Origin of the sequence: Paraburkholderia sp. JHI869, assembly GCF_038900775.1 — a bacterium.
Lineage (GTDB): Bacteria > Pseudomonadota > Gammaproteobacteria > Burkholderiales > Burkholderiaceae > Paraburkholderia.
Map to the genome: position 1 here is coordinate 38,025 of NZ_JAYMSC010000025.1, position 22,406 is coordinate 60,430.

Below are 22,406 nucleotides of genomic sequence, written 5' to 3' on the forward strand. Positions count from 1 at the left end.
TTTATCAGGTGTCCAGATTACTTCGTGACTTTCATCAGGCCGTCGCGGGTGAAGCGCTTGACCTTTGCTTCATCCAGTTCGATGCCCAGACCCGGCCCGTTCGGCACCGTCAGCTCGAAGTCGCTGTAGTCCAGCGGCTTCGTCAAGATCTCTTCGGTGATCAGCAAGGGGCCAAAGAGTTCGGTGCCCCACTGCAGGTTCGCGAAGCTCGCGAACAGATGCGCCGACGCCACCGTGCTGAACGCGCCTTCGAGCATCGTGCCGCCGTACAGCTCGATACCCGCGGCGTCCGCAATCGTGGCCACGCGCTGCGCCGCGAACAGTCCGCCGCTTTGTTCGATCTTGATGGCGAACACATCGGCGCCCTCGTTCTTCGCAATCTCGAACGCGCTTTCCGGGCCTTGCAGGATTTCGTCGGCCATCAACGCCACCGGGAACCGGCGCATGAGGCGCGCCAGCGCCGCGGGCGAGGCAACGGGCTGCTCGACCAGTTCGCAGCCGGCTTCCGCCAACGCAGGAATCGCCCATGCCGCCTGCGTCTCGCTCCAGGCCATGTTGACGTCCACGCGCACGGCGGCGCGATCGCCCATCGCCTTCTTGATTTCGGCAACGTGCTTGATGTCCGTCTTGAGTTCCTTCGCGCCGATCTTCAGCTTGAAAATCTTGTGGCGACGTACTTCGAGCATCGACTCGGCTTCGGCGATGTCTTTGGCGGTATCGCCCGAAGCCAGCGTCCATGCCACCGGCAGGCGCTCGCGGCGGCGGCCGCCCAGCAGTTCGCTCACCGGCACGCCGAGGCGCTTGCCCTGCGCGTCGAGCAGCGCGGTTTCCAGCGCGCACTTGGCAAAGTGATTGACCTTCACCAGTTTCCCCAGGTGCGCCATGAGCGCCTGGATACGCGTGGCGTCCTGGCCGATCATCGCCGGGGCGAAGTAGGCGTCGATCGCCAGCTTCATCGCTTCCGGACTTTCCGGGCCGTAGGCCATGCCGGCGATCGTCGTGCCTTCACCGATGCCGGTCACGCCATCGCTGCAGTAGACCTTTACCAGCATCAGGGTTTGCCCGTACATCGTGGCGACGGATAGCTTGTGAGGGCGAATCGTCGGCAGATCTACGAGGCGGGTTTCGATACGTTCGATCGTCGCGGAAGTCATGTCGAAGGCGGCATAAGTGAAGAAGGTATGGTGGATTTATACACGCCGCGCATCCGCCAGATCCAATACTATTTGCGTCCAATTCCATACCTTTATAATATGGAGACACCGCTATCGCCCATAAATCAGCCGATATTGCGGTGCATCATATTCTCTGAGTATCGAGAATTCGATGCTTCTTTTCGGATCAGACCATGGATCTCCGCCAGCTTCGTTACTTCGTTGCCGTTGTCCGCGAGCGCAATTTCACGCGCGCTGCGGAACAGCTTTGCATCGCTCAACCGCCGCTGAGCCGGCAGATTCAATTGCTCGAACAGGAGATCGGCGTGCCTCTTCTGATCCGCAATACGCGGCCGGTGCGCACGACCGATGCGGGGCGTCTCGTCTACGAGCAGGCCATGCAGATTCTTGGGCGCGTCGAACAACTGCAGGCAACGGCCAAGCACGTGGGACTGCATCACCGCACGGTGTTGTCGATCGGCTTCGTCGCCTCCGTTCTGTACTCGGGCCTGCCGCCGTTGATGCGCAAGCTGCGCCAGAATGCGCCGGAACTCGACATCCAGATGGTCGAACTCATGTCGGTGCAGCAGATCGAGGCGTTGAAGGAAGGCCGCATCGACATCGGCTTCGGGCGCGTGCGTCACAGCGACCCCAACGTGGCCGGTATCGTCCTGCGCGAAGAGCCGCTGGCCGTGGTCGTGCCGATCGGCAGCGAGATGGCACAGGAATCGACGCCGATTCCCATTGAGCAACTGGCCGGGCAAAAACTGATTGTTTATCCCAAGGAGCCGCGCCCCAGTTTCGCCGATCAGGTATTGAACGTGTTGCACGGCGACGGCGTGCAACCGGGTGAAGTGCTGGAGGTGCGGGAAATCCAGACTGCGCTGGGTCTCGTCGCGGCCGAGTTCGGCGTATGCGTGATCCCTGCTTCAGCGCGGCAGTTGCGCCAGGACGTGCACTACCGGCTGATAGACAGCGACCACGCGACATCGCCGATCATCCTGAATCACCGCGCGAACGACAACTCGCCATACGTCGATCTCGTGAAGCAACTGGTCAAGGAGATGTACGCCGAGCCACAAACGTGGCTGCCGGCGAAGAAGAACGCGTGATCAGTGGTTCGACGAGAGAGCGGCCTCGGCCGTGACCGGATTCAGGCGCAGGCTGAACACGGCAAGCGCGGCGCCCGCAAGCGGCACGGCTAGCGCGAGGAAGAAACCCGCAGGGCCGCCCCACGACAAAAATGTGCCACCGATCGCCGATCCCGCAATCGCGCCGGCACGGCCCATGCCAATGGCCCATCCCGTGGCCGTGGCGCGCAGGGCTGTTGGATAGGCGCCCACGACGAGGTAGTTCAAGGCGATCTGCTGCCCGCCAATGCCGAAACCCGCCGCACCTACGAGAGCGAAGACGAGCGACCACTGGGTGCCTGCGTAGCTCAGCCCGCACGCAATGGCGATGCCGAACGCGAACATGGCGCCGAGCAGATTGCGCGTGTTCACGCGCGGCAAAGCAAACGAAAGCGGAATGGCGCAAACGATGAACACGGCGTTGACGATCACGGTGCCGAGCGGCGCCTGTGCGGCAGGCAGCCCCGCCGATTTGAGGACCGTCGGCAACCAGGAGAGCAGCATGAACCACGCTACCCAGTTGAGCAGATAGACAGCCCAGATGGCGAGCGTTTTCGCTGCGTACCCGTCCTTGAACAGCGCGCCGACGCTCGCCTTGGCCACCGCCTCTTCGGGCACGGTGAAGCGCACGTCGGGCGGCAGCGGCTGCGTCACGATCTTCGAGAGCGTGTTGCGCACGAAGCGCTGTCCGCGGGCGCCGCCTCGCGAGGCCTGATAGTAGAGCGACTCGGGCAGCAAGAGCGCGGCGAGAACGAGCACGGCAAGCGGCACGCCGCCACCCACGACAAAAATGCCCTGCCAGCCAATCACAGGCAGCATGCGCGCCGCCAGCAGGCCGCCGAGCATCGCGCCCGCGGGCAAACCAAGCAGCACGCCGGTCATGATGGCGCCGCGCAGCCGTGCGGGACCATATTCGGCGGCCAGCGCGAGCAGCACGGGCGTGCAACCGCCCATACCCAACCCGGCGATGAAGCGAAGCACCAGAATGAGTTGGGGCGTGGTCGCCCAGGATGTCGCCAGCGTCGCGCAACCAAAGAGCGCGAGGCCGATCATGATCGCGGGCCGGCGGCCAATGCGGTCGCCAACCAGGCCCAGCGTCATCGCACCGACCGTCATGCCGACGATCCCGGCGGTCAGAATGGGGGCAAGCGCGTTGGCGGGCAGCTTGAACGCAGCGAGAATGGCGGGCCCGGTGAAGGCGATGGCCTGCGTATCGAAGCCATCGAGCAACGCAATCAGCACGCAGAGCGCGAGCACGCGCCACTGGAACGCGCCGAGCCGCTCTCTGTCGATGAGCGCCGGGATGGAACGCGCGGAAGCGAGAGTCATGACGAAGGTCTCCAGACTGCACGCATCGGGTGGATGCGTGGCGTTTGTTGTTTTGACACCGATCGAAGCTCGGCCAAGCATAGAGGCCGTCGAGGCACGCCGTCCAACACCGAATAGGTATTCATTCATACTTTCAAGGCATAGTTGGCGCGGCACACCGGGCCTTGAGCGGACGATCCATGCATGGCAGTCTGGTCTGCGATTTCATCTGGAGTGCACATCCAGTAATGATTCAGGGAGCACTCCCCGCCGCCAACGCGTCGAGGAATTCGCGCACAGCCGCGCCGATCTCGTGCGGCGAATCTTCCTGAAGGTAATGAATCCCCGCCACCGCCGCTTCGCGCTGGTTCGGCCAGCTTCGGCAAGCGTCCAGCGCGCGGCCCGTTAGCAGCGCGCCTGGCTCGGCGCGGATTAGCAGCTTGGGGATAGCGCTGGCAGCGAGCCACGCTCCGTAGGCTTGAACCGCTTGCGTCACATCGGCGGGCTCGCCTTCGATCGGCAGTTCGCGCGCCCACACGAGCGTCGTTCTGCGCGATTCGCGCGTCGCGAACGGCTTGCGCCACGCCTCCATTTCTTCTAGCGACAGCGCGCGCAGCACGCTATGCGGCAAGACCGTTTCGACGAAAAAATTCTCATCGAGCACGAGACGCTCGCCTGCCTCGCCGCGCAGCGCGCGAAAAAGCGGTTCGCGCTCGGGTGGGAAATCGCTCCACTGGCGCGGTTGCACGATGGCCTCCATATAAGCGATCGCATGCACGCGCTGCGGGTGGCGGCGCGCCCAGTCGAAGCCCAGCGCCGAGCCCCAGTCGTGCAGCACCAGCGTGACGCGGCCGTGCGGCAGGACGGCGTCGAACCACGCGTCGAGATACCGCGCGTGATCGGCAAAACGGCATGCGCCGTCGGGCGCGGGAGGCGAATCGCCCATGCCCGCGAGGTCTGGCGCGAGGCATCGGTAAGCATCGCTCAGATGCGGTATGACGTTGCGCCAGAGGCGCGACGAGGTGGGATTGCCGTGCAGCAGGACGACGGGATCGCCCACGCCCGTATCGACATACACGATCGCGCCGCCCGGAATGGCCGCGCGCTCTCGCGGATGCGGATCGTCGGGGCTGATTGCGGCGGCTGAAATGGTGGCGATGTTCATGGCGCGGCTCCTGCGCGGTGGGAGTATGAGCCGATGCTAGAATCGGAACCGGCCCAGGAACAGGACCAGATTCGGCAAAGAATATGGAACCAGTCTTGCAGCTCGAAATCACCCTGCCCGAGCATGGATCGCGCGAGATCTTGCATGCGCTGCATCGCCAGTTGCGCGCGGCCATCGTCGAAGGCCGTCTCGCGGCCGGGCTGCGTCTGCCGTCGAGCCGCTCGCTCGCGCATAGTTGCGGCGTCGCGCGCAATACGGTGCTGGCGGCCTACGATCTGCTGCTCGCGGAGGGCTATATCGTCACGCAGCCGGGCGGCGGGACGTTCGTGGGCGAAGTCGCGGCGCGGCCCAGTCCAGCCAACGCGTCGAAAATTATTGCAGAAGGCGACCCACGCCTGAACGAGCGCTGGCGCACGCCGCCTGCCCTCGTGCGGCTCGATCCCAGCGCGAACTACGACTACGACTTCATCCTCGGCCTGCCCGACAAGCGCACGTTTGCCTTCGATGTCTGGCGGCGTCTTTCGGCGCGCGCGCTGCGCGGGCTTTCCAGGGCGCCTGCAGTGTATGCCGAACCGGAAGGCCGCGCCGCGCTGCGCGAGGCGATTGCGCACCACGTTTCCTATGCGCGCGCGGTGGCCTGCGAGGCGGAGGATGTCGTCGTCACAGCCGGCGCACAACAGGCGTTCGACTTGCTCGCGCGCGTACTCGTCACGCCGGGCAAGACCGTGGTTGCGCTGGAGGACCCCGGCTACCCGCCGCTGCGCCGCGCATTTGCGCTGGCGGGAGCGCGTATCGCGGGCGTGAGCGTCGATGCCGAAGGTATCGTCGTGGACGCCCTGCCAGCCGAGGCGCGCGTGGTCTGCGTCACGCCTTCGCATCAGTTTCCGTTAGGTGTCCCAATGTCGGCGGCCAGGCGGCGTGCGTTGCTCGCGTTTGCGCAACGGCACGGCGCGGTCGTGATCGAAGACGACTACGACGGCGAATTCCGTCACGACGACCGCCCGCTCGACGCACTGCAAACGCTCGATCGCCATGCGAGCGTCTGCTATGTCGGCACGTTCTCCAAATGCCTCTTTCCAGGCTTGCGCATGGGTTATGTCGTCGCGCCGGCCTGGGTGCGCGATGCGCTCGTCGCCGCGCGCCAGTGTGCCGACTGGCACGGCAATCTGCTGGCGCAGGACACGCTCGCGGCATTCATGCGCGAGGGCCATCTGGTGCGGCACATCCGCAAGATGCGCTCGCAGTACCGCACGCGTCGCAACGCGCTGCTGGAGGCGCTTGCCCGCCATTGCAGCGCGTTCGTGCGGCCCGTCGCGCCCGCCGCGGGGCTTCATCTCGCCGCCGGGCTCGACGCGAGCGTGCGCGCCGATGCGCTGGTCAGCGCCGCCGCGCGAGCGGGAATCCGTTTGCAGGCGCTGGCCGGTTTCGCCGTCGAGCCGCGCACGGCGCTCGAAGGACTCGCGTTTGGTTTCGGCATGATCGAAGCCGAGCGCATCGAAGCGGCTGTCGCGCGACTGGCCGCCTGTGTGCGCTGAAGCGCCTCATCACTGCGCCGCCAGCCGCTCGGCCGAAAAGCGCAAGCCGTCGAAAAGCCGCTCGGCCACCCGTTCGGGGAAGCCTTCAGGCAGCGCCGCCGCGACTTCTTCTATCGCACCGGGCGTGCGCGCCAGCACGCGCTCGATCAACGGCCCCGCATCCGGTCCGTAGTGGCACAGGCGCGCGGTGGCGTCGAAGTGTGTGCGCTTGACGTCGCGCATGCGGTAGTGGCGCGCCTTGCCCCACACCGCCATGGCGAGCGACGCCTTGTGCCACGACCATTGATTGCCGCCGTCGCCCTCCACGGGCCAGATCGACATGACGTCGTAAAGCGGTGCGAGCTGAAAGCGCCCTGCCGGCAACAGGCGGATGCTGAAATTTTTCGCGTGACCGTCCGGCGCCGCGAGCATCCAGAAGACGATTTGCGCGGCGAGAAACGTTTCGATGTCTTCGCGCGCGTGCTGCGACTGGCGCAAGAGACCGGCAATCTCGCGCACGCCGGGCCCGCCATGCGCTTCGTACTTGCGATGCGGCGGCACGCCGAGCGCCTGGCAGAAGTCCTCCTGCGGCAGGCGCAACAATCCACCCGTACGAGAACGCGTACGGTCGAAGCGCTCCACGCTGAGCACCTTCTGCGTGCCGAACTTGATGATCTGCGCCTGCGAGGCGGGCAATCCATACGCTCTCAGCAGTGCCAGGCAAAGCCATTCGTTTTCGACCGAGGTATTGAAGTCCACCTTGCGATGGCCGATCAGCCCCAGCGGCAGCTTGAGAATGTGCGTGGTGGGCGTGGCGCCGCGCGGCAGCAGCCATTTGCCGCGGTGACGCAGGAGCGCGGTCTTCTCCTGCGCACCCGCCAGCGAAATGCGCAGATCGTCGGGCTCGAGCGCCCCGCCGGGCAGCGCACCGGCCGTTTCGAGCAGCAGGCGCTCGATGACGGCATCGGTGAGCGCAGTGCCTTCGATGCGGTCGACGCGGCCCGGCGTTTCATCCTCGCCGAGCAGTTGCACCGCGCCCACGCAATCGCGCCCAATGGCCTTGAGCAGGTCGAAAGCCTCGAGCGTATCCGTGCGAAAACGCGCGGCGATGCGGCGGCGGATGGGCTCGCTGTCGGGCAGGAGATTGTCGAAATAGTGCTGCACGCGTTCGCCGCGCAACGGCACGTCGCCAATGCCGAACGGCAGCGAGAGCGAAAGCGGCCGCCCCACGGCCGAACGCTTCCAGGCGTCGTCATAACGCAGTTCGGTGTCGCCGGAGGGCAGCATGATCCACGTGCCCACGCGCTCGCCGTTGGCCCAGATCGATAGCGCGCGCGTATGCGATTTGCGGCCCATACTCACCACTCCGGCGTGCCGGCCGCGGCTTCGCGCGACTGCACGCAGAGTTCCAGCCCGTAGAGCGCGAAAAGCGCGAGCATCTGCTCGAGCGAGAGGCTGGCGGCGCCTGTGGTTTCAAGCGCGGAAAGGCGTGGCTGGCCGATGCCGAGATTCGCCGCGGCCTGCGCCTGGGTCATGCCGCGCGCCTTGCGGGCCGATTGCAGAATCTCACCAAGCCCGCCGGGCGTCTGGACGATGATCTTCATGGCATATTCCTGTGAGGCATAAACCGATTATATGCCTGTGGGGAATATTTCGCCAATATCACTCACACAAATAAACCGGGGATATCGCCCACACGAATAAATACCCAACAAGCCTCTTGCACTTGACTTGTATATGGCTCAGTCGCCGCGAACGCCGGCGTTCACGCGCGCGCGGCCTCCTGCGCCCGCTCACGCGCGCGAACGTCGAACGCGCCGCCCGTCAAGGCCTGGTCGCGCAGCGTCACCGGTTTCTTGCCCGGCAGCAGCGGGAACACCAGTTCGGCAAAGCGGATCGCCTCTTCGAGATGCGGATAGCCGGAGAGCACGAAGCTGTCCGCGCCGGCATCCACGTATTCCTTGAGCCGCGTCGCCACGGTTTGCGGGTCGCCCACGAGCGCCGTGCCCGCGCCGCCGCGCACGAGGCCCACGCCGGCCCACAGGTTCGGGCTGATCTCGAGCTTGTCGCGGCTGCCGCCGTGCAGTTCGGCCATGCGGCGCTGGCCAACCGAGTCCATGCGCGCGTAGTTTTCCTGGGCGCGGCGGATATCATCGTCATCGAGCTTGCTGATGAGCCGCTCGGCGGCGGCCCACGCTTCGTCATTGGTTTCGCGCACGATCACGTGCAGGCGCACGCCGAGCTTGAGCGTGCGCCCATGGCGCGCCGCCCGCTCGCGGATATCGGCGAACTTCTGCGCGACGGCCTCGGGCGGCTCGCCCCACGTGAGATAGGCATCCACATGCTTGGCCGCCAGCTCATGCGCCGCCGGCGACGAACCGCCGAAATACAGCGGCGGATGCGGCGTCTGAACCGGCGCGTGAAAGTTCTGCGCGCCCTGCACGCGCAAATGCTTACCCTCGAAGTTCACCGTGTCGCCGCGCAGCAGGTCGCGCCAGATCGTGAGGAATTCGTCGGCCGCTTCGTAGCGCTCGTCGTGCGGGAGGAACACGCCGTCGGCTGCGAGTTCGGTGGCGTCGCCGCCCGGCACGACGTTGAGCAGCAACCGGCCGTTCAACGCCTGGTCGAGCGTGGCCGCCTGGCGCGCCGAAGCGGTCGGCCCGCCGAGCGACGTGCGCAGTGCGACGAGCAGCTTGATGCGCTGCGTGACGGGCGCGAGGCTCGCCGCCGTCACCCAGGGGTCGAGGCAACTGCTGCCGGTGGGAATGAGAAGGCCGTCGTAGCCGAGTTCTTCGGCGGTCACGGCAATCTGGCGCATATAGGCGTTGGTCGGCGCGCGGCCGAAATCGGATTTGCCGAGGTAGCGGGTGTCGCCGGAGGTCGGCAAGAACCAGAAAATATCGAGGCTCATCAGTGATCCTGCTGCGGGTAAATGAAGGCGCGGGTGAAGACTTGAGCGTGCATGCGCGCGGCGCAATCGCGTGACTATCGCGTGAAAATCGCCGCCCGTGCGTCGAACTCCGTCGCGCCCTCATTGAAACAGCCTGCAGTGTTTTCCCCTACCAGTTAATCTGCAATTGCATATGATGTATTCGGCTAAACGCCCGCATTTCCCCTTTCTGCGAGGAACCCAGCCATGGACACACGGACTGTCAAGATTCCCGGCCCCGATCATCCGATCACGGTCGAACCGGCGCACACACGCGTAGTGGTGAAGGCAGGCGGGCGCGTGGTCGCCGACACCCGCCGCGCGCTCACGCTGCGCGAAGCGAGCTATCCGGCGGTGTTCTATGTACCGCGCGAGGACGCCGACATGGCGCTGCTCTCCCGCACGGAACACACGAGCTGGTGTCCATACAAGGGCGAGGCCTCCTACTACTCGATCACGCCAGGCGGCGCGCGCGCTGCGAACGCGATATGGAGCTATGAAACGCCGCACGAAGCCGTCGCGGCAATCAAGAACCATCTTGCGTTCTACCCGGATCGCGTCGATTCGATCGAAACGTCCGACTGAACGCGCCACAGCGGCACTCCATCTGCAAGATTGACGCCCACTCAGGCTCCAAGGTGTGCCAGGATTCGGGTATTCGTGCGGCGCAGCCCGCCGCACCCGGCCCCCTTACATCCAACCGACATGCAACAAGGCACCCCGGCCACCGCGGCCAGCTTTGCCAACATGGGCGTCGATCTGCTCGACTTCTTCGACGTCACGCCCACTTCGCTGTGGCTCGAAGACTATAGCCAGTTGCGCGCGCTCTTCGATCGTTGGCGCGCGCAAGGCGTGACTGACCTGCGCCGTTTCCTCGAAGACGATCCACGCCGCGTGGCCGAATGCTCGGCCTGCATCCGCGTGCTCAAGGTCAATCGCCATACGCTCGATCTCTACGGCGCGCGCGACTATGACGAACTCGCCGCGCATCTTCCGCAGGTGCTGCGCGACGACATGTTCCAGGCGCACGTGGGCGAGCTCGAGCAGATGTGGGCCGGCCATAGCACGTTCGAGAGCAAGAGCGTGAACTACACGCTGCGCGGCCGGCGCATGGATATCTTGTTGCGCGGTGTGATCCTGCCGGGTCACGAAGCCGACTGGAGCCGCGTGCTCGTAGCGATCGAAGACGTCTCGGCGCTCGAAGAAGCGCGCCATCGGGCGGCCGCGAGCGAGCAATACGCGCTCGGCGTTTTCGAGCACGCGCCCGTTTCGCTGTGGGTCGAAAACTTCTCCGCCATTCGCGAGTTGCTCAACGAAGTGCGCGAGCAAGGCATCATCGACTTTCGCACCTTCACCGACGTCCACCCCGAATTCGTCGAGCGCTGCATGAGCGAAATCCAGGTGCTCGACGTGAATCACTACACGCTGGGCATGTTTCGCGCGCCGGACAAGGCCACGCTGCTCGCGCGCCTGCCCGAGGTGTTCCGCGACGAAATGCGTCCGCATTTCCGCGAGCAGTTGCTCGACCTATGGGAAGGCCGCCTCTTTCAGCAGCGCGAGGTGGTGAACTACGCGCTCGACGGCAGCGAAGTCAACGTGCATCTGCAGTTTTCCGTGTTTCCGGGCCACGAAGCGCAATGGGACCTCGTGCTGCTTGCGCTCACCGACATCACGGCGCGCAAAAAAGCCGAGGCTTACCTCGAATTCCTCGGCAAGCACGACGTGCTCACGAAGCTCAAGAACCGCTCGTTCTATGTGGACGAACTCAATCGTCTGCATCGCAAGGGGCCGTTCCCGGTCAGCGCGATCGTCGTCGACATGGACAACCTGAAGGCGGTGAACGACCAGCTCGGCCACGCGGCCGGCGACGCGTTGCTGCGCCGCGCCGGCGAAGTGCTCGCGAAAGCGATCCAGAAGCCGCATCAGGCCGCGCGCATCGGCGGCGACGAATTCGCCGTGCTGATGCCCGGCGCCGACACCCGCGACGCGGAAACCGTGGTGGACAGCATCAACAAACTCGTCGAGTTGAACAACCAGTTTTACGGTGGACCGAAACTGAGCTTTTCAATGGGCTTTGCGAGCTGCGAGGAAGGCGAAAGCGTGGAAGCGATGCTGCGTGAAGCCGATTCGGCGATGTACGAGGCCAAGCGCCGCCGCAACGAAATGAACCGCGCGTCGATGGAAACCGACACGGCGCGCGACGTCTGAGCGTCGACACGCGGGACGTGAGAAACGCTTCGGACGCCATAAGAAAATCAGGGAAGAAAAAGCGGCCGGCATATCAGCATGCCGGCTTGCCGAGGGCCTTGCGCCCTCGCTTCACACACCCAGGCGAGCGGCGTGGCGCCACGTGCCTGAGTGCGCGCCACCGCGCTGGCGTGATACTGCGCCGCGCGCCAGCCAGTGAGCCGGCAGCGCGCGCATCCGCCATCACGGCGGACCTGGCATCACGACGCGTTGACGGCGTCCTTGAATGCCTTGCCAGCGGTGAACTTCACCGTCTTGGCTGCGGCAATCTGGATCTCCGCGCCCGTGGCCGGGTTGCGGCCCACGCGGGCAGCACGTTGGCCAGTCGAGAACGAGCCGAAGCCGACGAGTTGCACGGAGTCACCCGAGGTGACCGCACGCGTGACGACCTCGAGGATCGCGTCGATAGCGGCGCCGGTGGCTGCCTTGGTCTCGCCCGTGCTAGCGGCGACTGCGTCAATGAGTTCCTGTTTGTTCATCTGCTACCTGTGTTGAGTTGAGAAAACCTGCATACCCTACCTCACGCGGGCAAAACAGGCAAATCGCGTTGCATATGGAAACGCGCCGATCGCCCGCCCGGCACGTGTTTTGCCTCCCACGCGCATGACGACGAAAGCCGAATCAATAGCACAACACGGAGTCAGTGTGTAGACAAAAACACGTTAAAAATTGGCAAAAATGCATAAAAACGACATTGCGGCGGTTTCAAGCGCGCTTATACAGGAACAATTCGTGCAGATGCCGTCAGATGCATAACGAAAATCGGCGATATTTCCGATTTTGACCGCGCCAGAAAAAAATGCCTCAAACCAACCTCCTGCCTGCCGAATCCTGCGGGTGGGCGCAGCTCGCGCCGCGTAGGGCGAGCCTGCCGGGCGGGTCCAGGGGACGCTGTGCAATATCGGAGCGGTCATCCGATGCGGGGATGGCGGCCGGCTGAATCGCACATCCTGCCTTTCAGTTGCGCAACGTAAGGCAGCATGAACGCCTTACGCTTTTGGTGTGGCGCGCACCAAGGGAAATCGCGCGATCAGTCCACGAATTGATCAGCCATGCTGATTATCTGTTCTCGCCGCGCGAGATCGCGACGACCAGGCTCAGGTGAAAACCCACAGGACGCGCGCGGGCGCATCGGCGAGATTGGCGTAGCGAAAGCGGCAACGCGCCGGCAACTGGAAGCTGTCATTGGCCCTTAGCGTCACGGGTTCCTCGTTGCCCTCCACCCAGATCGCGATCTCGCCTTCGAGCACGAAACCGCCCTGCTCGTCGCTGTCGTCCACGGGGCGCTCGCCGCTCGTGGCTCCTGGGTCGAGCCGGCTCTCGAGCATCGAGAAACCCGACGACATGCTGGGCGAAACGAGCACGTCCGTAATGCCGCCGCCATAGTAGAGCGTGCGCCGCTCGCCTGGCCGCGTGACCCACGGCAGCTCGCGCGGCTTGCTCACGCTGTAGAAATAGGTAGTGGGCGTTTGCAGCGCCTCGCCGATGGCCGTGAGATCCGCCACCGTTGGCCGCGAAAGACCGCGCTCGACCTGTGAAAGAAAGCCCACCGAGCGGCCGATTTTTTGCGCAAGATCGGCGAGCGTCACCTTCTTGTGCTTGCGCAGATCGCGAATGAGGATCGCGAGGCCTTCCATTTCGTCCTGCTGGTCCATGCGGTTCTCTCTGTCACACGACGTCGCGCAGGCGATACCACAGCTTGCCGAGCGCCTCGAGCGGCGCGGCGAAGCGCTCGCCGCCCGGAAAGCGCGGATTATGAATGCGCTCATAGAGCGAGAGCAAGCGCGGCTCGCCGAGAATAGCGTCGGCAACGGCGCGCGCCGCCGCGAGCGTCGGCAGGATGCCGTGCCCGGAAAACCCTTGCAGCCAGAAGCGATCGCGTACGTGACCGACGTCCGGCGTGCGGCGGATGCTGATGTCGATATGACCGCCCCACGCGTAGTCGAATTCGATGCCGCGCAGTTGCGGAAATGCGCGCTCGAGACTCGGCCGGATCGCCGCGCCAATGTCCTTCGGGATGCCGCCGAGATACGTGCACGCGCCGCCAAAGAGCAGGCGATGGTCCGGACTCAGGCGGAAGTAGTCCGGCACGAACTGATTGTCGATCACACAACTGTTGCGCGGCAGCAGCGAGCGCGCCAGCGCAGGGTCAAGTCTGCGCGTGGCGATCTGCCAGGTGCCCACCGGCAGCACACGGCTTGCCAGATTGCTATCGAGCCGGTCGATGTAGGCGTTGCAGGCCAGCACCAGCGTGCCGGCGCGCACCGTGCCTTCCCGCGTGCTCGCCACGTAGCCGCCCGGCGTCTCGCGATACGCGAGCACACGGCTTTGCTCGAAGATAGCGCCGCCCGCGCGCTCGATGGCTTTAGCGAGACCCAGCGCGAGCTTGAGCGGATCGAGATGCCCCGCCTCGGGATCGTAGAGCGCCGCGCGATAGCGGCGGCCGCCGATCCACTCCGGCATCTCCGACTCGGGGATGAAACGCAGGCGTTCGTAGCCCCACTTCTGCGCGGCCTCGTCGCGCGCGGCTTCGAGCATGCCAACGCGCGAGCGCCGGACCGCCGCCCACAGGCTCCCTGGCCGGTAGTCGATGTCGAAGCCGTGACGCGCGGGCAACTCGCGCACTTCGGCGGCGGCCCAGCGCATGCTGTCCCACAACTCTCGCGCGCCCGCCAACCCCAGCGCCTGCTCGAACGGCGGCATGTCGCACGACCAGCCGAGCAGCGCCTGCCCGCCATTACGCCCCGAGGCGGCCCACGCCACGCGGCTCGCCTCGACGACCGCTACGCGCCGGCCGGCCAGCGCCAGCCGCAACGCCGTGTGCAGGCCGCTGAAGCCCGCGCCCACGACCAGGACGTCCGCGCTGTAATCGCCCGCCAGCGCGGGGCGCTCGGGCAGCACGCCGCTTTCGGTGTAGTGACGTGCGTAATAGCTTTCGATATGACGAGTCGATTCGGCGAACATGAGGTGAGCGTGAAATTTTCCATGTTAAATTTCATGAAAAACTAGCACGATATTTTCACGCATGCAAATCGGCGTATTCCCGCAGTAACGTGCCCGGAATCCAGGGAAGTCACGGGGACCTTCCTCGACAATTTGCGGTCTTATATCGTCGTCCTTAATAATCGATTGTGAATCGGTACGTGTCCCTCTCCCCTGTTACCACGTTGTGCCAGCTGCAGGCGCCCGATTCGATGACGCAATCGGGCGCGAAAACCGTGAGTCATTGGCCGGAGTAAATCGGTCGCAGACCCGGAATATCGGTTTGGAGAGGGGCTGCTGCGGCTTGACCGGACGCCGAAGTTCCACTGGCAACCCCGCCATAGCCGCTCGAGGTCGCAGATAAGCGCGCCACGCGCGCCACGCGCGCCTCGGCCTGCTCGATCTGCTGAGGGTAAGTCGTTTGATCACCGTCTCCCGGTTGATATCCGGCCTTTTCGAGTTGGACGAGATCGCTGCGAACCTGCGCGCGAGTGAGTGCGCCGTTAGACTGAGCAAATGCAATTGCAGGTGCGGCGAGCGCCACTGCGATTGAAAGGGCCGAAGCCAGAACTTTCACTTTCATGATTCACCTCGATGGTTGTGAAGGGCTGCGTACGGTTGTTTGCAGCGACGGATTGCATCGTAAATGGGAGAGCACTTACGATAAAGAACCGCACTGGAACAACATTTGTGCCCATTGGTAAAAAACCAGCGAGGAATGGCATGGAAGTAAACAGAGAAGCAGTCTGGTCTGGTCACGCAGGTTTATTTCCAAACTTCCAATCACAAGAAATAACAGAAAAGCAGTACTGAATAACTATCTGAGCGATCAGGTCGCACTACCGGAAAGCGTCTCTACATTACCCTGAGAAGTTCGCAGCGCGCGAACGCCTGCGTTTTGGCTTGCTTTCCCCATTGAGTTGAATCGCGTCGCGTTCGAGTGCGGCCGGCAATTCGGCTTTCAACAGTTCGATCCATGCGCGGGTCTTGGCTTCGAGAAATTTTCTCGACGGCATGAGCACATACACGCCTACGTCGGGCGAGCGCCACTGTGGCAAGACATGTACGAGGTCACCCTTGCGCAGGCAATCAAGCACGGCAAAAGCCGGCAGCAACGCAATGCCCAGTCCGGCACACGCCGCCTGCACTACCGCTTCGGGCTTGTCCGCGACCAATGGCCCCTCAGGCTGCAATGAATGCGTCGTTGTTCCGTCGGTCAGTTCCCAATGCGCTGTGGTCGACGGATTGACGAGACGCAGACAGGCATGGTCCGCGAGGTCATGAACGGCCTTCGGCGTGCGATGACGTTCGAGATAGGCCGGAGCGGCGCACAGCACACCGTGAACGTCGCCCAGCCGCTGCGCAACGAGGCTCGAATCGGGCAGGCTGCGCGTGAGATAGACGCTCACATCCACACCTTCGGCCAACAGATTCGGTACGTACTGCGAAGCGCTGTATTCCACGCTCACCGTTGGATACAGCGCGCAATACTTCGTGACGAGCGGCACCACGTAGCGGTCGCCGAAGCTCGCCATGCAGAGCACCCGCAGCCTCCCGGTGGGTTCCATGCGCGCACCGCTCGCCTCCCCTTCGGCTTCCGTCACCAGGTCGAGGATCGTGCGGCACTGGTTGGCGTAGCGCTCGCCCGCGCTTGTGACCGACATGCGCCGCGTCGTTCGCTGCAACAGCTTCGTTTGCAAACGATTCTCGAGCTCCGATACGAGCCTCGACACCTGCGCCGTCGTCAATTCCATGTGTTCAGAAGCTGCCGTAAAGCTCCCGGCATCCACCACGCGCACGAAGGCGGTCATCGCGTGCAGCAATCCGTAGTCGAGATTCTTGCGCATGACGTAATAAATTTTCAGATCAGACTGTATTTTTGCACGATAGCCGAGTAGTTAGGATCAGTCCGTACGTCGATGCACGACGTCTGGGCCCCAAGGCAACCAAGGGGCAAAGCTTCTTACAGGTTTGTTACTGAGGTGATCCAAAATGAATGGCGCTGAAAGTCTGTTGCGTTCGCTGGTGGCGAGTGGTGTGGACGTGTGTTTCGGCAATCCCGGCACGTCTGAGATGCATTTCGTGGCGGCACTCGATTCGGTTGAAGGCATGCGGCCGATACTCGGCCTTTTCGAGGGCGTTGTCACCGGGGCCGCCGACGGCTACGGCAGAATGGCCGGCAAGCCGGCCGCCACGCTGCTGCATCTCGGCCCCGGTCTCGCCAACGGTCTTGCGAATCTGCACAACGCGCGCCGCGCGTCGAGCCCGGTCGTCAATATCGTCGGCGATCATGCTTCGACGCATGCGCGCTACGAAGCGCCGCTCACTTCCGACATTAAGGGCTTTGCGCGCCCGGTTTCGAACTGGATCCACTCGTCGAGCAGTGCATTGACCGTTGGCGCCGATGCAGCGCGCGCCGTGCAGGCCGCGATGGCCGACGGCGGCCAGATCGCGACGCTGATCCTGCCCGCCGATACCGCCTGGTCGCAAGCCGATGGCGTGGCAGCGCCGCTGCCGCTTCAAGCGCCCGCGCACGTGAGCGACGACACCATCGAGCGGATTGCCGCGCTCGCCCAGAGCGGCGTGCGCACCGCCTTCCTGCTCCGAGGCGAGGCTCTGCAGGAACGCGGCCTTCGCGCAGCCGGAAAGATCGCCGCGAAAACGGGCGCTCGCCTGCTGTGCGACACCTTCGCGCCGCGTGTGCCGCGCGGCGCCGGGCGTGTCGTGGTCGAGCGCCTGCCTTATTTCGCCGAACAGGTGGTCGAATTCCTCGCGGGCACCGAACTGATCGTGCTGGTCGGCGCGCAACCGCCGGTGAGCTTCTTCGCCTACCCGGACAAGCCGAGCTGGCTCACGCCGGAGGGTTGCCGCATCGCCGTGCTTTCCCATCCGCACGAAGACGGCGCGGCCGCGCTCGAAGCACTCGTCGAAGCGACAGGCGCCCAGCATGCCATCGCCCGAATCAACCCGCGCACGGCGGTCGAGTTCTCGCCCGCTGGCGCGCTAGATGGCGAGTCGATCATGCGCAGCGTCGCGCAGCATCTGCCCGATCACGCGATCATCACCGAAGAAGCGTCTCTGGCCATGGCGTACTCGGGCCTGCTCGAAACCGCCGCACCGCACGATTTGCTCACGCTTACGGGCGGCGCGATCGGCTGCTTGATGCCCGTTTCGGTCGGCGCGAGCGTGGCCTGCCCCGAGCGCAAAGTCGTCAACCTTCAGGGCGACGGCAGCGCCATGTACACGCTTCAGTCACTCTGGACGCAGGCGCGCGAAAAGCTCGACGTCGTGACGGTCATCTATGCGAACCGCGGCTACAAGATCCTCGCAAACGAACTCAAGCGTGTGGGCGCCCGCACGGACGGCGCGCACGCCGCATCCATGTTCGATCTGCAGGACCCGTCGCTCGACTGGGTTGCACTCGCGCGAGGCATGGGCGTGGAAGCCGTGCGTGCCGAAACGCGGGCGGATTTCGACGCCGCGTTCGCGAGCGCGATGAAGCGCCGCGGCCCGACGCTGATCGAGGCCGTCATTTAAACAGACTGAATGCGTTCAACGCATTCAACGAGCGATTCAATTCTCTGATGAGGTCAAGCATGTCAAAGCAATTCCGGCTGCCGGTCGAAGCGACAGCCGCGCAAATCCGCGCACAACTCGACGCCATGAAGCAGGCGCAACTCAAGGACGGCCCGCCCTCGCTGGCCGTTCGCCGCGATCGAGTCGATCGCGCGATCGATCTGCTGCGTTCGAACAAGGACGCACTGGTCGAAGCGATCAACGCCGACTATAGCTGCCGCGGCAAACAGCAGACGCTGCTCGCCGATATCCTCGCGTCGATCGAAGGCCTGCGCTTCAATCGCGAGCATCTCGAAGCGTGGATGGCGCAGCCGGCGACGGCCGAGCCGTTTCCGGGCGTCAAGGCCCGCGTCGAGTATCAGCCGCTGGGTGTCGTGGGGATCATCAGCCCGTGGAATTTTCCTGTCGTGCTGGCGTTCGGGCCGCTTGGCGGCGCGTTTGCGGCGGGCAACCGGGCCATCCTCAAGCCATCGGAGCTGACACCCCAAACATCGGAATTGCTGGCCGAGCTGATTGCCCGCTATTTCGACGGCGACGAACTCACCACCGTGCTCGGCGGCGCACAAACGGGCGCGGCATTCAGCGCGCAGCCCTTCGACCATCTCGTGTTCACGGGCAGCACGCAGGTCGCGCACCATGTGATGCGAGCGGCATCGGACAATCTGGTTCCGGTCACGCTCGAGCTCGGCGGCAAGTCACCGGTCCTCGTGGGTCGCGACGCCGATCTCGCTCTTGCGGCGCAGCGCGTTCTCACGGTGAAGACCTTCAACGCGGGCCAGATTTGCCTCTCGCCGGACTATGTGCTGATTCCGGCAGAGCGCGCCGATGCCTTCGTTCAGCACGCAGAAGCCGCGGTTGCGCAGATGTATCCGACCATGCGCGAGAACCCCGATTACACCGCGATGATCAACGTGCGCGGTTTCGAACGGCAACTGGCGCTCGTCGAGGATGCGCGCCAGAAAGGCGCCAACGTCGCGAGTCTCGCCCCCGCTGGCGAAGATCTCGCCGACCCCGCCGTTCGCAAGATGGCGCCGACGATCATTCGGAATGCAAACGATACGATGCGCGTGATGCAGGAGGAAATCTTCGGGCCCGTTCTGCCTGTGGTGACCTACGAGACACTCGATGAAGCGCTCGCGTATATCAACGCGCGTCCGAGGCCGCTCGCGCTTTACCATTTCGCCAATGACGCCCTGGAGCAGCACCAGGTTGCGAGCCGCACCACTTCAGGGGCGCTCGTCGTCAACGATGCGATGACCCACGTGTTCTTCGATTCGCTGCCTTTCGGGGGCGTAGGGGCGTCCGGTATGGGCCATTACCACGGCGAGTATGGCTACCGTACGTTCAGCCATGCGAAGCCCGTTGTCGTTCAAAGCTCGGGCGGCGAGTCGAATCTCCTGATGCGTGCGCCCTATCTGGCGGCTACGGAAACCGCAGTCAACGGCATGATCGACGCCTGATACATCGGCAGTGGCTGGCCGCGTGCGAAACGCGGCCAGCGCGCATTCAACGGTCATTCGATCGCCATGATGCGTCGCACCACTAACGCGTCGTGCATCGACCCGGCATTAACCCGATACCCCCTCGCCGCAGTTGTCGTATGATGGATTGACCGTGCCGGTTGGCAACACGCCAATCGCTCCTGAGCCCCCCTCTGAGCCGTTCAGCCGTGACAGAAGCGACGACCGTGGCGAGGCCACCTCTCCTGCTGACCACGAAGGTCATAGCGCCCCGCTTGCCCACGGGCCTGATCGATCGCCCACGCCTCAAGGCGTTGAGCACACAGGTGGAGATACGGCGCATCACCGTCATCAAGGCGCCTGCCGGCTTCGGCAAGACGTCTCTCGCGCTCACCTGGCTCGACGCGCTGCGTGCGAACGGCGCGCTGGTGGCGTGGCTCTCCCTCGACGCGGAAGACGACGAGCCGGCCCGTTACTTTCATCACCTTGCACATGCCTTGCAGCGCGCGTGCAGCACGGTGGGCGCATCGGCCATCGGCCTGACCGCCGAGTCGACATTCGTGCCGGCGAATTCACTCGTCGCGACGCTCATCAACGAGCTTGCCGAAGTCGACGACGAGTTGCACGTGTTCATCGACGACTATCACCTGATCAGCGCACCGGCCATTCACGAAGCGATGTCGCTCTTCATCGCCAATGTGCCCTCGAATGTGCACGTGGTGATCTGCACCCGCACCGACCCGCCGCTGCCGCTCGCGAAGCTGCGCGCCGGCAACAGCCTCTGCGAGATCGATGCATCGGTCCTGCGATTCAATTTCGATGAAGCGCGCCGCTTCGTCGAGCACGAGTGCCCCGGCAAGCTCGGCTTTGGCGAACTGAAGTCGCTCTACGCCACGACCGAGGGATGGGCTGCCGCATTGCGCATTTCGGCATCGGCATTAGCGCGCCAAGACCGGCCGCACGGCTGGCAGCCCGGCGTGCCGGGCGGCGCATCGAAGCCCGTGTCCGATTACCTCGAAGACCTGCTTCAGCACCTGCCGGGCGCGACGCAGGCGTTCATGTTGCGAACCTCGATCCTCGACCGGCTGAGTGCGCCTTTGTGCGAAGCGGTGACGGGCGTCGAGTCCAGCCAGGCCATGCTCGACGACATCGTCGCGCGCCAATTGCTGCTGGAGCCGATGGACCTCGAAGCGCGCTGGTTTCGCTACCACCGGCTGATGGCCGAGTATCTGCAGCGAAGTCTGCAAGAGCGGCACCCTGGCGAAGTCACCGAGTTGCATCGCCGCGCCTGGCATTGGCACGCGGCACAGCAGCACTGGACCGAGGCGATAAAACACGCGATTGCCGCGGGCGCGACCGACGAAGCGATTGGCATGATGGAGCGCTGCGCGAAAGCGCTTTTAAAGGGCGGAGATCTGCTTACGCTGGTTGGCTGGCAACGCCAGTTTCCTGCCGACCTCATGCGCGCGCAGACCGCCGTCACCATTGCGACGGCGTGGGGCATGGCGCTCGCGATGCGCTTCGGCGAGGTCGGTGCGATGCTCGATTCGATTGAGCGCGATGCGCGGGCCGAATCGGCCGACGCAGTCCAAAGGGACTGTCTTGCCATTCGCTCGGCGCTCGCGGGCTTGCAGGACGATCCGCAGCGCGCATTGGAGCTTGCGCGCCAATACCTTAACCGTCCGTCAACCGATGCGTGGACTACCAATGCGGTTTCCAATGTCGCGCGATTCGGCTATTGGAAGACCGGCCATTTCGACGCGCTTTACGCCACGCCATGGATTCCCGATTCGCTGGAGGAAGACCAGCGCAGCGTCTTTTCGTCGGTCTATCGTCTTTGTTTGCTCGGTCACGTGGAATTGCAGCAGCTGCATATTTCGATTGCGGAGCGCCGCTTCAATGAAGCGATGCAACTCGCCGAGCGTCACACGGGGCCGCATTCCATATCGGCCGCGTTGTGTGCGCCGATGATCGCGCAGATCCGCTATGAGCAAGGCCGCCTCGATGAAGCCGAAGCGCTGCTGCTCGAACTCATGCCAGTCATCGACCGTGCCGTTTTTCTCGATAGCGTGCTGATCGCCTACCGGATTCTGGTTCGCATTGCCGTGGCGCGCGAGGACTATGCGGGCGCGCACGTGTTGCTGGATCAAGGGCAGATGCTCGGCCAGGCGCGCGGTTGGAACCGGCTGCTCGCGGCGGCGCTGGTCGAGCGCGCGCGGCTCTATCTCGCGGAAAATCGCGTTCCTGAGGCGGCTGCGTGCGTGGCGGACCTTCGGGAACTTGCCGCTGAGCACGAGCCGTCCGCTTCGCCGGTCTCGCCTGAAATCGAAAATTACCGCGACCTGGGCGTGGCCTGCCTGGCGCTGCAGCGCCTCCAGATACCCGAAGCCGTCGAAGCCCTGCGCACGGGGCTCGCGCGCTGTGAACGCATGCAGGGCAATTATCTGGCGCTGCGCTTTCGAACCCTGCTCGCCATCGCGTGGCTGAGTGCGGGCGAACAGAACCGTGCGCTCGAAACATTTCACGAAATTGCGCATATTGCTGCGCCTGCTGGCATCTATCAATCCATTCTCGATCAAGGAGCCGCAGTCGGGCCGCTTTTGCGCATGGCGCATGAACGCATTCGTCACACAGCGCGTATTCCAGAGGTGACGGTATGGCTCGACCGTCTAGTCGATGGTTGGCGCGCGATGTATGAGCCGCAGAGCAAACCTCGCCGCGAGGGCGAGCGGGAGCCGCTAAGCTCGCGGGAGCGCAATATCGTCGAGTTGATCGCGCAAGGGCAATCCAATAAGGAAATCGCCAGAACGCTAGGCATTACGCCCGAAACGGTCAAGTCGCACCTGAAGAATATCTTTGCGAAGCTCGCGGTGGACAAGCGGGCTCAAGCTGTCTCGCGGGCGCAGGCGCTTGGGCTGGTCAAGCATAGCTAGACGCTTTT

The 22,406-nt window shown here is 64.2% G+C and carries 18 protein-coding genes; 7 read left to right on the forward strand and 11 right to left on the reverse strand.

Annotated features, from left to right (window positions below; all coding sequences use genetic code 11):
- Window positions 1-17 precede the first annotated feature (17 nt).
- Window positions 18-1,154 carry a muconate/chloromuconate family cycloisomerase gene (locus VSR72_RS31975; RefSeq protein ID WP_342956263.1) on the reverse strand — a complete coding sequence of 379 codons (1,137 nt, stop codon included), beginning with the start codon at window positions 1,152-1,154 and terminating at the stop codon, window positions 18-20.
- Between the two features lie 194 nt (window positions 1,155-1,348).
- Between VSR72_RS31975 and VSR72_RS31980 the strand changes: the two genes are divergently transcribed.
- Window positions 1,349-2,266 carry a LysR family transcriptional regulator gene (locus VSR72_RS31980; protein ID WP_342956264.1) on the forward strand — a complete coding sequence of 306 codons (918 nt, stop codon included), beginning with the start codon at window positions 1,349-1,351 and terminating at the stop codon, window positions 2,264-2,266.
- Here VSR72_RS31980 and VSR72_RS31985 read toward each other — a convergent pair whose 3' ends face one another.
- Together VSR72_RS31985 and VSR72_RS31990 are read right to left on the reverse strand one after the other, a co-directional pair.
- A complete protein-coding gene (locus VSR72_RS31985; RefSeq protein ID WP_342956265.1) occupies window positions 2,267-3,613 on the reverse strand; it encodes an MFS transporter in 1,347 nt (448 codons plus the stop codon).
- 232 nt (window positions 3,614-3,845) lie between these two features.
- Window positions 3,846-4,757: a haloalkane dehalogenase gene (locus VSR72_RS31990; protein WP_342956266.1), complete on the reverse strand. Its 912-nt coding sequence runs from the start codon at window positions 4,755-4,757 to the stop codon at window positions 3,846-3,848.
- Window positions 4,758-4,840: 83 nt separating this feature from the next.
- Here VSR72_RS31990 and VSR72_RS31995 point away from each other — a divergent pair, with 83 nt between their 5' ends.
- Window positions 4,841-6,292 carry a PLP-dependent aminotransferase family protein gene (locus VSR72_RS31995; RefSeq protein WP_342956267.1) on the forward strand — a complete coding sequence of 484 codons (1,452 nt, stop codon included), beginning with the start codon at window positions 4,841-4,843 and terminating at the stop codon, window positions 6,290-6,292.
- A gap of 9 nt (window positions 6,293-6,301) precedes the next feature.
- On the opposite strand, the gene VSR72_RS32000 is transcribed toward VSR72_RS31995, so the two are convergent.
- The 3 genes from VSR72_RS32000 to ssuD all read right to left on the reverse strand — a co-directional run bounded on the left by VSR72_RS32000 (window position 6,302) and on the right by ssuD (window position 9,182).
- Window positions 6,302-7,627: a type II toxin-antitoxin system HipA family toxin gene (locus VSR72_RS32000; protein ID WP_342956268.1), complete on the reverse strand. Its 1,326-nt coding sequence runs from the start codon at window positions 7,625-7,627 to the stop codon at window positions 6,302-6,304.
- A gap of 2 nt (window positions 7,628-7,629) precedes the next feature.
- Window positions 7,630-7,875 (reverse strand): helix-turn-helix transcriptional regulator, encoded by a 246-nt coding sequence (locus VSR72_RS32005; protein WP_133187879.1) that lies wholly within the window; start codon window positions 7,873-7,875, stop codon window positions 7,630-7,632.
- Between the two features lie 161 nt (window positions 7,876-8,036).
- The gene (gene ssuD / locus VSR72_RS32010; RefSeq protein WP_342956269.1) at window positions 8,037-9,182 is read right to left on the reverse strand and encodes an FMNH2-dependent alkanesulfonate monooxygenase; all 1,146 of its coding nucleotides are present in this window, start codon (window positions 9,180-9,182) and stop codon (window positions 8,037-8,039) included.
- 225 nt (window positions 9,183-9,407) lie between these two features.
- On the opposite strand from ssuD, the gene VSR72_RS32015 reads away from it, so the two are divergent.
- Window positions 9,408-9,785, forward strand: a complete 378-nt coding sequence (locus tag VSR72_RS32015) for a DUF427 domain-containing protein (protein ID WP_342956270.1) — start codon at window positions 9,408-9,410, stop codon at window positions 9,783-9,785.
- Window positions 9,786-9,947: 162 nt separating this feature from the next.
- On the forward strand, window positions 9,948-11,408 hold the full coding sequence (locus VSR72_RS32020; protein ID WP_342956332.1) for a GGDEF domain-containing protein: 1,461 nt from the start codon (window positions 9,948-9,950) through the stop codon (window positions 11,406-11,408).
- A gap of 239 nt (window positions 11,409-11,647) precedes the next feature.
- Here the strand turns inward: VSR72_RS32020 and VSR72_RS32025 are convergent, their stop codons facing one another.
- From VSR72_RS32025 to VSR72_RS32045, 5 genes are all read right to left on the reverse strand, one after another.
- A complete protein-coding gene (locus VSR72_RS32025) occupies window positions 11,648-11,926 on the reverse strand; it encodes an HU family DNA-binding protein (RefSeq protein ID WP_110382897.1) in 279 nt (92 codons plus the stop codon).
- Window positions 11,927-12,544: 618 nt separating this feature from the next.
- Window positions 12,545-13,102 (reverse strand): XRE family transcriptional regulator, encoded by a 558-nt coding sequence (locus tag VSR72_RS32030; RefSeq protein WP_342956271.1) that lies wholly within the window; start codon window positions 13,100-13,102, stop codon window positions 12,545-12,547.
- Between the two features lie 13 nt (window positions 13,103-13,115).
- The gene (locus tag VSR72_RS32035; RefSeq protein ID WP_342956272.1) at window positions 13,116-14,411 is read right to left on the reverse strand and encodes an FAD-binding oxidoreductase; all 1,296 of its coding nucleotides are present in this window, start codon (window positions 14,409-14,411) and stop codon (window positions 13,116-13,118) included.
- Between the two features lie 259 nt (window positions 14,412-14,670).
- Window positions 14,671-15,006: a DUF4148 domain-containing protein gene (locus tag VSR72_RS32040; RefSeq protein ID WP_342956333.1), complete on the reverse strand. Its 336-nt coding sequence runs from the start codon at window positions 15,004-15,006 to the stop codon at window positions 14,671-14,673.
- Between the two features lie 283 nt (window positions 15,007-15,289).
- Entirely contained in the window at window positions 15,290-16,276 is a 987-nt protein-coding gene (locus VSR72_RS32045; protein WP_342956273.1) for a LysR family transcriptional regulator, read from the reverse strand.
- A gap of 145 nt (window positions 16,277-16,421) precedes the next feature.
- Between VSR72_RS32045 and VSR72_RS32050 the strand changes: the two genes are divergently transcribed.
- The 3 genes from VSR72_RS32050 to VSR72_RS32060 all read left to right on the forward strand — a co-directional run bounded on the left by VSR72_RS32050 (window position 16,422) and on the right by VSR72_RS32060 (window position 22,398).
- The gene (locus tag VSR72_RS32050; protein ID WP_342956274.1) at window positions 16,422-17,966 is read left to right on the forward strand and encodes an acetolactate synthase large subunit; all 1,545 of its coding nucleotides are present in this window, start codon (window positions 16,422-16,424) and stop codon (window positions 17,964-17,966) included.
- A gap of 59 nt (window positions 17,967-18,025) precedes the next feature.
- A complete protein-coding gene (locus VSR72_RS32055; RefSeq protein WP_342956275.1) occupies window positions 18,026-19,465 on the forward strand; it encodes a coniferyl aldehyde dehydrogenase in 1,440 nt (479 codons plus the stop codon).
- A gap of 227 nt (window positions 19,466-19,692) precedes the next feature.
- Window positions 19,693-22,398: a LuxR C-terminal-related transcriptional regulator gene (locus tag VSR72_RS32060; RefSeq protein ID WP_342956276.1), complete on the forward strand. Its 2,706-nt coding sequence runs from the start codon at window positions 19,693-19,695 to the stop codon at window positions 22,396-22,398.
- Window positions 22,399-22,406: the final 8 nt, after the last annotated feature.